Origin of the sequence: Streptomyces hoynatensis, from assembly GCF_003626535.1 — a bacterium.
In the GTDB taxonomy this organism is placed as follows: domain Bacteria; phylum Actinomycetota; class Actinomycetes; order Streptomycetales; family Streptomycetaceae; genus Streptomyces; species Streptomyces hoynatensis.
The window spans coordinates 299008-313831 of sequence record NZ_RBAL01000003.1; the positions used below are offsets into that span (position 1 = coordinate 299008).

General features: G+C 75.7%; 10 protein-coding genes. 2 read left to right on the top strand and 8 right to left on the bottom strand.

Annotated features, from left to right (window positions below):
* Positions 1 to 63: 63 nt before the first annotated feature.
* A complete protein-coding gene (locus D7294_RS07200; protein WP_120676720.1) occupies positions 64 to 765 on the top strand; it encodes a TetR/AcrR family transcriptional regulator in 702 nt (233 codons plus the stop codon).
* Positions 766 to 849: 84 nt separating this feature from the next.
* On the opposite strand, the gene D7294_RS07205 is transcribed toward D7294_RS07200, so the two are convergent.
* The 7 genes from D7294_RS07205 to D7294_RS07235 form a co-directional block, all read right to left on the bottom strand.
* Positions 850 to 2838, bottom strand: a complete 1989-nt coding sequence (locus D7294_RS07205; protein WP_120676722.1) for an elongation factor G — start codon at positions 2836 to 2838, stop codon at positions 850 to 852.
* A gap of 395 nt (positions 2839 to 3233) precedes the next feature.
* A complete protein-coding gene (locus tag D7294_RS07210; protein WP_120676724.1) occupies positions 3234 to 4130 on the bottom strand; it encodes a TauD/TfdA family dioxygenase in 897 nt (298 codons plus the stop codon).
* The gene (locus D7294_RS07215) at positions 4108 to 5550 is read right to left on the bottom strand and encodes a thymidine phosphorylase (RefSeq protein ID WP_120676726.1); all 1443 of its coding nucleotides are present in this window, start codon (positions 5548 to 5550) and stop codon (positions 4108 to 4110) included. The genes D7294_RS07210 and D7294_RS07215 overlap by 23 nt, the downstream gene beginning before the upstream one ends.
* A complete protein-coding gene (locus D7294_RS07220) occupies positions 5547 to 6887 on the bottom strand; it encodes an aminotransferase family protein (protein WP_120676728.1) in 1341 nt (446 codons plus the stop codon). Before D7294_RS07220 ends, D7294_RS07215 begins: the two co-directional genes overlap by 4 nt.
* Positions 6877 to 7641: a thioesterase II family protein gene (locus D7294_RS07225; RefSeq protein WP_120676730.1), complete on the bottom strand. Its 765-nt coding sequence runs from the start codon at positions 7639 to 7641 to the stop codon at positions 6877 to 6879. Before D7294_RS07225 ends, D7294_RS07220 begins: the two co-directional genes overlap by 11 nt.
* A complete protein-coding gene (locus D7294_RS07230) occupies positions 7634 to 9556 on the bottom strand; it encodes a non-ribosomal peptide synthetase (RefSeq protein WP_241562167.1) in 1923 nt (640 codons plus the stop codon). Before D7294_RS07230 ends, D7294_RS07225 begins: the two co-directional genes overlap by 8 nt.
* A gap of 151 nt (positions 9557 to 9707) precedes the next feature.
* On the bottom strand, positions 9708 to 12770 hold the full coding sequence (locus D7294_RS07235) for a type I polyketide synthase (protein WP_120677122.1): 3063 nt from the start codon (positions 12768 to 12770) through the stop codon (positions 9708 to 9710).
* A gap of 186 nt (positions 12771 to 12956) precedes the next feature.
* Between D7294_RS07235 and D7294_RS07240 the strand changes: the two genes are divergently transcribed.
* Positions 12957 to 13670 carry an SDR family oxidoreductase gene (locus D7294_RS07240; protein WP_241562168.1) on the top strand — a complete coding sequence of 238 codons (714 nt, stop codon included), beginning with the start codon at positions 12957 to 12959 and terminating at the stop codon, positions 13668 to 13670.
* A 71-nt stretch (positions 13671 to 13741) separates the two neighbouring features.
* Here D7294_RS07240 and D7294_RS07245 read toward each other — a convergent pair whose 3' ends face one another.
* Positions 13742 to 14743, bottom strand: a complete 1002-nt coding sequence (locus tag D7294_RS07245) for an alpha/beta hydrolase (RefSeq protein WP_120676734.1) — start codon at positions 14741 to 14743, stop codon at positions 13742 to 13744.
* Positions 14744 to 14824 lie beyond the last annotated feature (81 nt).

The window sequence follows — 14824 nt, forward strand, 5'->3', positions numbered from 1 at the left end:
CCGCCCCTTGATGTGAGTGTCCCTCAAACTGTTAGTGACTAACAGGACGATACCGTATCGCACATGAGTGAGGGAGGGCAGAGTCTGCGGGAACGCCGGCGGGTGGAGACCCAGCGCATGATCCAGGCGCACGCGATGCGGCTGTTCGCCGAGCACGGCTACGACGCGACCACGGTCAACCAGATCGCGCACGCCGCGGGGGTCTCGTCGATGACCGTCTACCGGCACTTCCCGACCAAGGAAGACCTGGTGCTCCACGACGGGTACGACCCGCTCATCGCCTCCCGGGTCGCGGCCCGCCCGGCCGGGGAGCCCCTGGTGCGCCGGATCGGGCGGACCCTGGTCGAGACGACCCGCGACGTGCTCGGCCCGGCCGCGGGGGACCGGCCCTCGCCCGAGCGGGAGCTGCTGCTGGCCCGCCTGCGGCTGATGATCGACACGCCCGCGCTGCGCGCGCGGCACCTGGACAGCCAGTACGCCACCCAGCGCGCCATCGTCGGCGCCCTGCTGGGCGAGGCGCCCGACCCCGAGGCGGAGTTCCGCGTCTGGGTCGCGGCCGGCGCCTGCCTCGCCGCGATGCACGTCGCCCTCACGCGCTGGGCCCGGGAGGACGGGCGAGCGGACCTGCCCGGCCTGATCGCCGCGGCCCTCGGCGCCGCCTTCGGCGAGGAATTCGGCAGGGACTCCGGCGGGGAACTCGGGGAAGGCGCCGGCGGGGACGCCGCCGGCGGCTCCGGCCGGGACGCCGGCGAGGCCGCCGGCTGACCACCGCCCCGGGCCGGGCGGGCCCGTCCGGTGGGCACGCGCCGCGCGGCCGGGTGCCTTCGGCGCGGGGCACCCGGGCCTGGCTCAGACCCCCCGCGTGAAGTGGAGGAGGTACTCCTTGCGGTCCAGGGGGTTGTGGTCGGAACGCGGCCGGGACGGCGGCTCGCCGCTCACCGGCTGATAGCGCGCGAACTCCGCCTCCAGCACCCCGTCGCCGTGGGTCAGCGGGGGAAGCTGCTGCTGCAGCCCGTGGACCTCGGCGGCCGGAAGCTCGCCCTCCAGGACGGAGACGTTTCCGCGGTTGGTCATCGAGCCGACCACCGCCCGCGCCCCGGCCAGGACCGGCATCAGCACCCCGACCGTGTCGGAGGCCACCTCCAGGTGGAAGCGGTGCACCGGCTCGTGCACCCGGGTGCCGGCCTCCCGGAGCGCGTCGATCACCACCAGGGGCGTCAGGCCGCGGAAGTCGGCCCCGGTGCTCGACATCGCCTTGTTGAACCGCTGATGGGCATGGCTCTGGCGCGGGCAGTAGCCGGAGTGCGTCAGGGTCACCGTGCAGTCGGTGACCTCCCAGCCGTACAGCCCCTGCCGCAGGGTCTCCCGGACGGTGTCCTCCACCGCCTTCATGAAGGCGAACGGCATGGACCCCAGCTCCACTTCGAGCCGGTAGCCGACGCCGCTGTTCTCGGGGGCGGGCTCGATGCGCAGCCCGACCGTCGCGAGGAACGGATTGGGGTCCTTGTTCTTGATCTCGAAGGCGGAGCCGACGCCGATCGGCCGCTCCACGCAGATGGGGGTCGTCTCGCGGAAGGTGACGTCGATGCCGTAGTCGTCCTTCAGCGTCGCCTGGATGACCTCCTTCTGCACCTCACCGTAGAGCGAGACGTAGATCTCCTGCCTGAGGTCGTCCTGACGCAGATTGATCAGCGGGTCCTGCTCGGCGAGTTGGGTGAGCGCCTCGTGCAACCGCCCCTTCTCGGACGCCAGGCAGGGGACGACGAGCGTTTCCAGCGAGGGCCGGAAGAAGAGACGGCCCGAGGTCTTCGCCGGCGGATTCCCGAACGTGTCGCCCACCTTGGCGCCGTGGAGGCCCCAGACCTTGCCGATCCGGCCCGCACCGACCGCCGGGCGGTGCACCACCGTGCCCGACTCGAAGACGCCGATCGTGGTGACCTTCGATTCCTCCTGCCCGTCCAGGCACAGGCGCTCCCGCAGCCGCAGCGTCCCGCCGAACATCCGCACGTAGGCGATCTTCTCGCCGGCCGCGCCGCGTTCCACCTTGAAGACGGTCGCGGCGAGCGGGGCCGCGGCGTCCCCTTCCGTGGCCGGAAGCAGCTCCCGGATTCCCCGGATCAGCGGCTCCACGCCCGCGCCGGTGATCGCCGAGCCGAAGAACACCGGATGAACCAGGGCCCGCCGCGTCTGCGCCGCGAGTGCGGCGCGGAGATCGGCGTGGGAAACGGACGACTCGTCCTGCACATAAGCCGCGAGCAACTCGTCGTCCCCGGCCGCCAGAAGATCGACCAGCCGGGTGGTGAAGGCGGCGTCACCCTCGCCGAACGGGAGGAACCCGGCATCCCGCGCGCCAAGGCGCCGCGTTTCCCCCATGGCGGCGAGGGTGGGGGTGAGCCGCTCCGCGATGTCCCGCAGCAGGCTGTCGTACCGCGCGCCGCTGCGGTCGATCTTGTTCACGAAGATGAGCGTGGGGATTTCCAGCCGGCGCAGCGTGCGCATGAGCACCCGGGTTTGCGCCTGCACCCCCTCCACCGCGGAGATCACCAGCACGGCACCGTCGAGCACGCCCAGCACCCGCTCCACCTCGGCGATGAAATCGGGGTGTCCCGGCGTGTCGATCAGATTGACCGTGATTCCCTCGATCTCGAAGGAGACGACGGCCGACTTGATGGTGATACCCCGCTGCCGTTCCAATGCCAGGGAGTCGGTCTGAGTGCTGCCTTCGTCCACGCTGCCGACGGTCTCGATGACGCCTGCAGAATGAAGTAAGCGCTCCGTCAGACTGGTCTTTCCGGCGTCGATGTGCGCCAGGATTCCGAGGTTCAGCGTCAGCGCCAAGTCCGCATCCTTGAGGTAGGGGAGACCCAGCCCCCGGCCGAACTTCCGGACAATCGCCGAGCAACTGCCGAACAATCGCCCTCTGCCGCCCACGCTTTGTCAACTGCCCCTGCGGGCACGAGAGTTCGGTTGCCGCCGGGCGTCTCTCCCGGCCGGCTGGGTGTCGGCAACAATAGCGAGGAATCCCGCTTCGCAACAATCGAATACACCGTTGGCGGCGTACTGTGAGACGCCCACCGGAGGGACTCGCCGTGCTTTCCCCGCGGCCCGGCCCCCGGCGGGTCGGGCCTTCCCGCGCGGACGCCTTCCCCGGCCCCGGCGGGTGAATTCCCGCCGGCGGGGCCCCCGTTCTGCAGGTGAGCCGGGACAGGACCGGACAAGGACCCGCCGCGCGCTCACAGCCCTTCCGGCCGGACACGGGGATGCCGAAGGTGCAGGCTGCGGTAGAGGCGGCGCCGGTGGTTCCCGGAGTCGCGGTAGGCCGTGCGGCCGTGGGAGATCCGGGTGTTGTCGAAGACGATGGCCTGCCCCGCCCCGAGCATGAACTGCGCGAAGTGCCGGCTGCCGGGCAGCGAGGCGTTCAGCAGGAAACCGACGCCCCGGTGGACGTCGGCCTCGGAAACCCCCTCGGGCACGGCCCACCGGTCCGTTTCCGTGACCGAATAGCCGCAGACCAGGCGGCCGTCCTGGACGCTGAAGGCCGGATTCGCGTTGATGTCGGTGCAGCCGTTGACGTTCGCCTGGCGGACGAGCACCCCGGGGGCGGTGAGCGCCGCTGCCGCCGCCCGGTCGACGGCGGCGAGCTGGGCGTAGGCGGCCGACGCGTTGAACAGGATGGTCTCGCCGCCCTCGGCCGCCGGCTGTTCGCACAGCAGGACGGACGCCTTGACGTATCCGATGGCCTGAAGCGTCCCGTCGCAGTGCAGCCGCTGGCCGACCCGGCGCCCGAAGGACGGGTGGTTCTCGTCCCGGCCCCCCGCGTTCGAGGCGGCGGATATCTGCGCCACCGGCGTGGTCGTGCCGCCCTTCCGGTACAGCGGCGGGAGGAACGGGTCGCCGAGACCGAGCCGTGCGGCGAGCGCCTCCAGCGCCTGCGGGGTGGCGGGACCCGAGGCCAGCTCCAGGACGGCGAAGCCGTGCCTGTCGTACCGCGCGACGATCTCGCTCGCCTCCAGCGGCCCGATCCCCGAGGGGCTGCGGACCGGCACCGGGTCGCCCGGGATCTTGTCGAACGTCGTGCCGGCGCGCCGCGCGGCGGCCAGCACCTCGTCAAACCTGCTCTGTGTGGGCATGAGACTCACTCTCTCCGGCTCGTGCTTCTGCGCTCTCTTCTGCGGTGGTGCCGTCCGCACGCCCCGAGGGCCCGACGAAGCCGTGCACGAGCGGGCGGGCGGCGGGGGGCTCGTCGGCCAGGGTGAACGCGGCGGCGGCCCGTGCGAGGGCGTCCGAGGCGTCCTCGCGGGTGTGGTGGAGCTCGGCCAGGGCCTCGCCCGCGGACACCGGGTCGCCGACCCGGCGCCGCAGCACGACGCCCGCGGCGTGATCCAGCGCGGCGCCCCGCACCAGCCGCCCGGCGCCGGCCAGCAGCGCGGCGCTCCCGATGGCACGCGGGTCGACCTCGGCGACCCAGCCGGAGCGGTCCGCCCTGACCACCTGCCGGCGCGGAGCCGAAGGCAGCAGGCCCGGGTCCGCCAGGACGCGGGCGTCCGCGCCCTGCGCCCGGGCCCAGCGCAGGAACGTCTCGTGCGCGGCCCCGCTGCGAAGGGCACGGCGCACGCGCCGGCCGGCCTCCTCCTCGCCGAGTCCGGGTTCCGCGCTCAGCAGCAACTGCCCCGCGAGGACGTGGCTCACCTCCGACAGCCCCGGCACGTGTTCCCCGCGCAGCACCGAGAGGGCCTCCTTGACCTCAAGGGCGTTGCCCACGGCGTGGCCGAGGGGCTGGCTCATGTCGGTGAGGACGGCGCGGCAGCGCAGGCCGAGGCCCTCGGCCAGGTCGACCATGGTCCTGGCGAGCCGCACCGCCCGCGCGTGGTCGGGGATCAGGGCGCCCGCGCCGGTCTTGACGTCCAGGGTCAGGGCGCGGGCGCCGAACGCGAGCTTCTTGCCGATGATGCTGGCGGCGATGAGCGGCACGCTGTCGACGGTGGCGGTGACGTCGCGCAGCGCGTACGTCGCCCGGTCTCCCGGCGCGAGTTCGTCGCTCTGGCCGGTGATGACCATGCCCGCCTCGCCCAGCACGCGGCGGACCTCAAGGGCGCCCAGGTCGAGCCGGAGCCCGCGGACGGACTCCAGCTTGTCCAGCGTGCCGCCCGCGATGCCGAGCCCCCGCCCGCTCATCTTGGCGACGGCGACCCCGCACGCCGCCGCGACGGGGACGGCGACGAGGCTGACGGTGTCCCCGACGCCCCCGGTGGAATGCTTGTCCACGACCGGGCGGCCGGTGTCGCCCAGCCGCAGGCGCCGGCCGCCGGCGGCGTACGCCCGGGCGAGCGCGGCCGTCTCCGCCGCGTTCATCCCCCGGCACGCCACGGTGGCCAGCCAGGCGGCCATCTGGTAGTCCGGGACCCGTCCCGCGACGTAGTCGGAGACGAGGGCGGCGATCTCCCCCGGCTCCAGTGCGAGGCCGGCCCGCTTCGCGGTGACGGCCGCCAGGATGCGGGCGGCGGCCCGCCGGCCCCCGCCGCCCTCCGGGGCCGCCGCGGGCCCCGTCACGAGGCGCCCTTGGCCACGGCCTGCTCCAGGAGGTCCGCCACCGTCTCGGCGCCCTCCTCGTCGATCGTCAGGGAGGGCACCGCCATGACGGCCTCGCCCGGCTGCCGCAGCAGCAGGCCCAGGCCCTCGGCCCGGGACACCAGGCCGGCGGCGGCCTCCGCTGAGGACAGCTCGACGACGAGGACGAGGCCGAGCCCCCGGACGTCGGTGACCTCGCCGGTGCCGGCCAGGGCACCGAGGCGGTCGCGGAGCCTGGCCCCGAGCCGTTCGGCCCGCTCGGCCAGCCCCTCCCGCTCGACCACGTCCAGGGTGGCGAGCGCCGCCGCGCAGGCCACCGGGTGGCCCGAGGTGGTGTGGCCGTAGCGCAGGCCGCCGATGACGGGGTCCGCGCGGAAGGTGTCGTGCACGCGCTGGTGGACGGTGACGGCCGCGATGGGGACGTAGCCGCCGCTGAGCCCCTTGCTGGTGACCAGGATGTCCGGCAGCACCTCCTCGCGCTGGCAGGCGAACATCCGGCCGGTCCTGCCGAAGGCGGTGAACACCTCGTCGAGGATCAGCAGCGTGCCGGTGGCGGCGCACAGCTCGCTCAGCCCCTTCAGGAAACCGGGAGGCAGCACCACGCCGCCGCCCACGTTGAGGAAGGGCTCGACGAGGACCGCCATCGGCGGGTCGTCCGCATCCGCGCACAGGGCGCGTTCGAAGGCCGAGAGCAGCGGTGCGAGGGACTCGGGGCGGTGCAACTCGCCCGGGGGGACGGGCAGGTCCACGTGCGTCACCGGCAGCGCGGGCGAGAAGGCGTGCCTGACGCGCGGAAGCCCGGACAGGCTGCGGTTGATCACGGTCGAGCCGTGGTAGCCCCGCGCGAAGGTGACCACGCGCCTGCGCGGCCTGCCCAGGTGCGCCCAGTAGCCGTCGGCGATCACCACCGCGGCCTCGATGCCTTCCGAACCGCTGTTGACGAAGAGCGTCTTCGCGAACTGCTCCGGCAGGTACGACGACAGCCGCTCGGCCAGCAACCCGGCGGGCTCGTGGCTGGCGAGGGACAGGTCGAACTGGTGCAGCCGGCCCAGCTGGCGGCCCACCGCCTCGGCGACGTGCGGATGGGCGTAGCCGCACACGGTGTTGAGGGAGGCGGCGTCGATGTACTCCCTGCCGTCGATGTCCCACACGCGGTATCCCCGGCCCCTGGCCAGGGTCAGCCGGGAGCGGTCCGCGCTCAGGGGGGACCACGTGTGCCACACGTGGCGCCGGTCGCGTGCGCGCACCGTGTCCGGGTCCGGGGCCCCTCCGGTCTCCGTCTCGCCGTTTCCGGCCGCGTGGCGCCGCTCAGCGTCCATGGTGTGACTGCCTCCGTCGACTCGTCGTGGGATCAAGGGACGTCCGCACCAGTGCGAAGGGCGGACGCGCGCGCAGGTAGAAGTGGCCGCCCGGCACGACGTGCTGGGCGAAGCCGCCGCGGGTCAGTGCGCTCCACGGGCGGCGGTCGGCGTCCTCGTCCCGGTCGCCGGCGATCGCCGTGACGGGGCAGCGCAGCGGTGACCCCACCCGGCCGTCGTAGGAGTGGAACATCTCGGTGTCGGCGCGTACGTACGGGAGCACCAGCTCCCGGAACAGCGGATCGGCGGCCGGCTCCGCGTCCGTTCCGCCCAGTGCGACGAGGCTGCGGATCAGGGCCTCGTCGTCCGGGGGCGCCTCGGGCTCAGGGCCCGGCTCCGGAAGGGGGGCGTCGCGGCTGCCCGAGGCGAACAGGTGGGTCACCGGGACGCCGCCAGACTCCAGGGCCAGGGCGGCCTCCAGGGCCACGGCGGCGCCCATGCTGTGCCCGAACAGGACCAGGCGGCGGGCGCCCAGGGGCGCCAGGGCCCCGGCGATGTCCCGGGCGAGTGCGCGCAGGTCGGTGGGGGGCGGCTCGTCGATGCGCTCGGCCCGCCCCGGGTAGCGCACGGCGTGCACCTCGAACTCCGGCAGCGCGCCGCCCCAGTCGCGGAAGAAGGAGGCGGAGCCGCCGGCGTGCGGGAAGCAGACCAGCACGCCCCCGGCCCCGGGTCTCGGCCGCGTGCACCGGAGCCAGTGCCCGGGGGTCTCAGTCATGGCCGGCCTCCCCCTCCGCGTCCCGCCGGCGGGCGCGCATCGCGTGGACGCGGCCGGCCGACTGCCGGCCGCCGGGCGGGAGCGGCCGGGCGGGCGGGCCTGCCTGGCCGCCGATGAGCGCGGCCTGGGCCGCGACGGTCGTGTGGCGGAAGAGCGAGACGAGCGAGGGCCGCACCCCGGTGTGCCGCTCCAGGGCGTCCTGCAACTTGAACATGGCGAGCGAGTGGCCGCCGAGATCGAGGAAGTTGACGTCCGCCGGCACGTGGGGGAGCGTCAGCACCTCCTCCCAGGCCGCCGCGACCCGCTCGGCGAGCTGCCGCCCCGGCCCCGCCCCGGCGGCGGGGGCCCCCGAACCCGCCGGGGCGGTGACGGCCTCCGGCAGGCTCTGCTCGGCCAGGGCCGGCAGCGCGGCACGGTCGGTCTTGCCGCTGAACGTGACCGGCAGCCGGTCGAGGACCGTGATCCAGGCCGGCACCATCACGGCGGGCAGCCGCCGGGACAACGCCTCCCGCACGGCCCGCGGATCGGTGCCGGGCGCCGCGGTGACGAACCCCACCAGGCGGGTGCGCGCGCGGTCGGGCGCCACGGCCGCCTCCCGGACCCCTGCCACCGAGCGCAGGGCCGCCTCCACGGCCTCCAGCTCCACCCGGTGCCCGCGGATCTTGACCTGGTGATCGCGGCGGCCGAGGTACTCCAGCCTGCCCTCGCCGTTCCACCGGACCCGGTCACCCGTCCGGTACATGCGGGCGCCGGGGCGTTCGGCGAACGGGTCCGCGAGGAACGCCAGGGAGGTGGCCTCCGGCCGGCCGGCGTAGCCCCGGGCGACGCCGGAGCCGCCGATGAACAGCTCGCCCTCCTCTCCCCTGGGCACCGGCCGCATCGCGTCGTCGAGCACGTACAGCCGCGCCCCCGGCACGGGCCCGCCGATGGACACGGGGCCCGGCCCCTCGAAGCGGTGGTAACTCGCCCACACGGTCGCCTCGGTGGGCCCGTACTCGTTGACGAGGGCGACGCGCTCCGGCAGCAGGGAGAAGTGCCGGGCGACCAGCGCCTCGGGAAGCGGCTCGCCCGCCACGATCACGCTCTCCAGCGAGCGCAGGCTGCGGACGCCGAGCCGTTCCGCGGCGTCGAGGAGCACCGCGTACAGCGAGGGCACGCACAGGAGCCTGGTGACCCCGTGACGCTCCACCAGGCCGAGCAGCCGCCCGGGGTCGCGGACCTCGTCCGCGGTGGCCACGACGAGGGTGCCGCCCGCGGTGAGCGTGCCCCACAGCCCGGCCGCCGAGGAGTCGAAGGCGAGCGGCGAGACGAGCAGGAAGACCGGCGCCCCCGGGTAGACGCAGCGGCGGGCCAGCGTGGAGGCGGCGAGCTGGCCGTGCTCGACGAGCACGCCCTTGGGCTCCCCGGTGCTGCCCGAGGTGTAGACGAGATACGCGGCATCCCCGGGGGACACCGCAACGGCGGGCGGCGGCCCCGGCCGTGCCGCCTCCGCCGCCCCCTTTCTCCCCTCGGCCCTCTCCTCGTGTCTCTCCTCGTGTCTCTCCGCGTCCGCCAGGACCAGCGGCGCGCCCGCCTGCGCCAGCCGCCCGGCGGTCTCCGCGGTGACGAGGGCGGCGTCGGCCCCGGCGTCGGCCAGCACCTCGGCGAGGCGCAGGCCGGACTGCGCCTGGTCCAGCGGAACGTAGGCCGCCCCGCAGCGCAGCACGCCGAGCACCGCGGCGACCATGGCGGCCGAGGGCGGGCAGAGCACGCCGACGCGGCTTTCCCGGCCGACGCCGAGGGCGGCAAGACGGGCCGCGATCCGGCCGGCCCAGGCATCCAGCGCCCCATGGCCGATCGCACCCTCGGCGGCGCGCACCGCCACCCGGGACGGGTCGGTGCGCGCGAACCGCGCGACGAGGCGGTGGACCGGCACGTAACCCGTGCACGGCAGCGGTCTCCCGCGACCCATCGCCAGCACGTCCTCCGGCGGCTGTGGGCCGGCGACCGCCGGGCCTGGCGGCGCGGCGCCGCGCTCTGCCGATGACACCATTTCTCCTCCGCTGGTTGAAGGACGGACAAAAGACCTAGTCGCGCTGTGCGCCCCGCTCGTGGGCGGCGGCCCCGGCCGGCGCCGCCGGCGGAGCCATCGAGTCCAGGACGATGGCCGTCTGGCGGCCCAGGGTCCGGCCGGCCAGCATCGGCCGGATCGGCACCCGGACGCCGAGCCGCTGCCGTACCTCGCGGACGAGGTGCGTCACCAGCAGCGAGTCACCGCCGAGTTCGAAGAAGTCCGACGTCTCGTCCAGCTCCTCGTGCCCGAGCAGCTGCCGCCACAGGCCCGCGAGCGTCGCGGCGGCGTCCTCGGGCGCCGCGCCGCCGCCCGGTGCGGCGGCCCCCTCGGGACCGGGCCCCTCGGGACCGGGCCCCTCGGGACCGGGCCCCTCGGGACCGGGCCCCTCGGGACCGGCCACGGCGGGCGTCGCCGCCGCCGGGCGGTGCGGCGCGGCGGGTCCCTGCGGGCCGGGCGGCCCGGGGGCGGCCTCGGGCGCGAGCCAGGCGGGCCCGGCGAAGGGGTAGCCGGGCAGGTGGACGCGCCGGCCCCGGCCGTTCAGCGCCGCGACGTCGAGGGGCTGCCCCAGGCACCACAGGCGCCCCAGCGCGGTGAGCACCTCCTCGCCGTGCCGCCCGGCGCCTGCCCCGGCCAGGGGGACGGCGGTGATGCCCGCGTCGGTGGCCGCGGCCGAGAGCACCCGGCCGGGTCCGGCCTCCACCGCGATCGCCCCGGGGAGGTGCCGGGCGACCGCCGCCAGCGCCTCCGCGAACCGCACCGTGCCGCGCGTCTGCCGCAGGAAGGCGCGGGAGGCGATCCGCTCGCCCGCCTCGACGAGCCGCCCGGTGCCGGTACTGGCGAACGGCACCGCCGCCGGGCGCGGCAGCAGGCCCGAGAGCTCCTCGGCCAGGCCGGGGAGGGCGGGTTCGATGAGGGCCGAGTGGTACGCCCGGTCCACCCGGAGCCGCGTGGCGCGCACCCGGTCCCCGAGCCACGCCCCGAACGCCTCGACGGCCGCCTCGGTGCCCGACAGCGCGCTGCTGTGCGGGCCGTTGTCCGAGGCCACCTCAAGGCAGATCCCGGACTCCGCCACCAGCCGCGCGGCCGTCGCCGCGTCACAGCCCAGGCCGAGCATGGCGCCTGGCGGGCACTTCGCCATGGCCGCGCCGCGCGTCAGCACCAGCCGCGCCGCCTCGGCCAGGCCGAGGACGCCGCACACGCAGGCCGCGGTGATCTCGCCGAGGCTGTGGCCGACCGCGGCCGCGGGCGCGATGCCGAGCGCGGTCAGGGCGGTGGCCGCCGCGTACTCGACGGCGAACAGGGCCGGTTGCGCCAGTTCGGTCGCCGCGAGCTCCGCGGCCGGGAAGTGCGGATCGAGCAGGGCACGGCGCAACGGCCCTGCGGCGGAGCCGAACGCGTCCAGGCAGGCGCCGAGCGCGGCCGGAAACCCGGGCAGCACCTCGGCGAACGGGAGTGCCATGCCGGGACGCTGGGCGCCCTGGCCGGGGAAGAGGAACACGAGCGGAGCCGGGCCGCCGGCGGGGACCCGGCCGGTGACGGCGCCCGCCCCTTCGGCGAGGCGCGCGGCGACCGCGGCGGCGGTGCGCCCGGCGACGGCCAGCCGCTCGGGCAGGGCGGCTCGCCCCGCGGCCAGGGTGAAGGCCACGTCGGAGACCTCGGGACGCGCCGACGCCAGGTGGGCACGGAGCCGCCCGGCGGAGCGCTCCAGCGCCCCGGGCTCGGCCGTGGACAGGACGATCAGCCTCGCGGGACCCGCGGCAGGGGCCCGGCTCGGGGCAGGCCGCGGGGGCTCCTCGACGACCACGTGCGCGTTGGTGCCGCCGATGCCGAAGGAGCTGACCCCCGCCCGCCGGGGCAGCGGGCCGCTCCAGGGCCGTGCCAGGTCCGGGACGAACAGCGGGGAGCCGTCCGTCTCCAGCAACGGGTTCAGCCGGCGGAAACCGGCCACCGGCGGGACGGTTCCCTCCTTGACCACCCGCATCGCCTTGATCAGCGAGGCGAGGCCCGCGGCGTTGTCGAGGTGCCCGATGTTCGCCTTGAGCGCCCCCACGGCCACCTGACCGGGGCGCGAGCCCGCCGCGCCGAGGGCGCCGGAGGCGGCGGACCACTCGATGGGGTCGCCGAGCCGCGTGCCCGTGGCATGCGCCTCCAGATAGCCGACGCTGCCGCCGTCCACCTCGGCGGCCCGCAGGGCGGCCCGGATCACGGCCTCCTGCCCCTGCGCGGACGGCGCGTAGTAACCGGCCCTCGCCGCACCGTCGTTGTTGACCGCCGTGCCGAGGATCACGCCGTGCGGCTCCAGGCCCTCCGCGAGCGCCTCGGACAGCCGGCGCAGCACCACGGCCGCGACGCCCGACCCTGCCACGACGCCGTCGGCCCGCTCGTCGAACGGCAGGCAGCGGCCCGAGGGGGAGTGGATGCCGCCGGGCACGTGCAGGTACCCCGCTTGGGGGAAGGCGATGCCCGCCGCCACGACCAGGGCCTGGTCGCAGTCGCCGTGGAGCAGCGCCTGGACGGCCAGGTGCACGGCGACCAGGGAGGAGGAGCAGGCGGTCTGGACGGCGGCCGAGGGGCCGGTCAGCCCCAGCCGGTAGGACAGCAGGCCGGCCGTGAAGTCCGGCTCGTTGCCGTGCAGCGCGTCCTCCAGGGTCAGCGGGTCGAGCGCGCCGCGCGCCAGCATCCGGTGGAGATAGCCGCTGCTGCTCGAGGAGGCGTACACGCCGGTCGTCATGCCCCCGCCCGGCGGTCCCGCGCCGGCGTCCTCGAGCGCCGCCCAGGCCGCCTCCAGCATCAGCCGGTGCTGAGGGTCCATCAGCTCCGCCTCCCGCGGAGAGAGGCGGAAGAGCACGTGGTCGAAGCGGTCGGCGCCGGGCAGATGGCCGTGGACGGGCACGTAGTCCGGGTCGTCGACGAGCCGTTGCGGCACTCCCGCGCCGAGCAGCTCGTCCCGTTCGTACCGCCTGGTCAGTACCCGGCCGTCGAGGAGGGCCGGCCACCACGCGTCGACGCCGGGCGCGCCGGGGAACCGGGCGAAGAGACCGGTGACCGCGATGTCAAGGGATCGGTCGCGCGCCATCTCGCCACTCCCGTCGTCGGTGCGGGCCATGCCGGCCGCCGGCGTGCCGCTCGCGCTGCCCGCGGGCGCCCGGGCGGACCTCCGTGCGTCCCCTCAATGTTGCCGGGTTAGGCAATTCATGGCAATATGCAGAGTCGTTTATGGCAACTAGGGTGCCCGCCGGGAGCCCGCCAGGGAGGGAAACACGTGGGATCGGACACGCAGGCCCAGGACCCCGCCCCGGTGGCGCTGATCACCGGCGGCTCCAGCGGCATCGGCGCCGCCACCGCCCGGCTGCTGCTGGGCCGGGGGCACCGGGTGACCGTCACCGGGCGCGACGTGGGGCGCCTCGACCGGTTCGCCGCGGAACTCGGCCGGCCGGCCTCGCTGCGCACCTGCCCGGGCGACACCGCCGACTTCGCCGCCGTCCGGTCGGCCGTGGAGGCCACGGTCAAGGAGTTCGGGCGGCTCGACGCCGTCGTCGCGAGCGCCGGTGTCTCCAGCTTCGACAACCTCGCGGACGGCGACCCCGCCAGGTGGCGCGAGATGATCCTGACGAACGTCCTGGGCCCGGCCCTGCTCGTCAGGGCCGCGCTGCCCGCGCTGCGGGAAACCCGCGGGCGGTTCGTGCTCGTCGGCGGCATCGCCGGGTTCAGCCACTCCGCCGGCAGCCTCTACGGGGTGACGAAGTGGGCGCAGACCGCGCTCGCCGAGAACACCCGGCTCATGGCGGCCAGGGACGGGGTCGGCGTGACGCTGGTCGCCCCAGGCCGCGTGCGGACGCCGTTCTGGGACCCGGTGGGTCCCTTCCCCGAGGGGCCCGCGCTGACGGCGGAGGAGGTCGCGGGCAGCATCGTGCAGGCGCTCGACCGGCCGGGGAACGTGGACGTCGGCACGGTGATCCTGCGGCCCGCGGAGTGACCCGCACGGCCCGCGCGGGCGGCGGCCGTGGGCGGGAGCGTGCGCCCCGCCCACGGCCGCGGGCCCGGCCCTCAGGCCGACAGCACCCGGCGCAGCCACGCCACCCGGGCGCCGTGCGCGGCGCGGGAGACCACGGCCCCCGGCACCCACTCGTCGAAGCTGTGGAAGGCCCCTGACCACACGTGCAGTTCGGCCCGCCCGCCGGCCTGCCAGATCCGGGAGGCGTAGGCGATGCCCTCGTCGCGCAGCGCCTCCACGGAGCCGACCTCGACGAAGGCCCACGGCAGCCCGGACAGGTCGGCCGCCCGCGCCGGGGCCGCGTAACAGGAGACGCCGCCGGTGCCCCTGCGGTTTCCGAGCAGCGCGGTCCACCCGGCCCGGTTGGACAGGCCGTCCCACAGGCCCGTGCGCGCCATCTGCCGCGCGGAGAAGCTGTCGCCCCTGTCGTCCAGCATGGGGAACTGGAGCAGCTGGCCGCGCACCGCCGGCCCGCCGCGGTCCCGGGAGAGCAGGGCCAGGCCCGCGGCCAGCGCCCCGCCCGCGCTGTTGCCGCTGAGCACGATCCGGTCCCGGTCGATCCCGAGACCGGCGGCGTTCCGCGCGAGCCAGCACAGACCGGCGTAGCAGTCCTCCACCGGCACCGGGTCCCGGTGCTCGGGCGCGAGCCGGTAGTCCACGGCCACCACGGCCAGGCCGAGTTCCTGGGCGCGGTCGAGTTCGCCCACCAGCTCCGTGCCGCGCGGGCTTCCGGCGACCATGCCGCCGCCGTGGGTGTGGTAGATCGCCGGAACGGGCCCGGTGGCCGCCGTGGGCCGGCAGATCAGCAGGGGAAGGCCCGGGGCCGCCCCGCCGCGCGGGACGGTCACCTCCGCGACGGAGAACGCGCCGCCGCGGGCGATGTCCTCGTCGGACAGGAGCGAAGCCGCGGTCCTGGACCGCCTGTCCTCGACGAGCTCCGGCGTCAGCGGCATGGGCAGGCGGCCGAGGATGCGGCGCAGCGGCCCCGCCAGTTCGCGGTCGAGCGGCGGGGGCGCCGGGGTCCCCGGGGACGGTTCCTGGCGCGTGGTGTCCATGAGGCGGTGCTCCCTCGGGTCGTGGCGGCAGGGGCGGGGCGGTGATCCGGCGGCTCAGGCGCCGCCCGGGCGGGGCGGCCG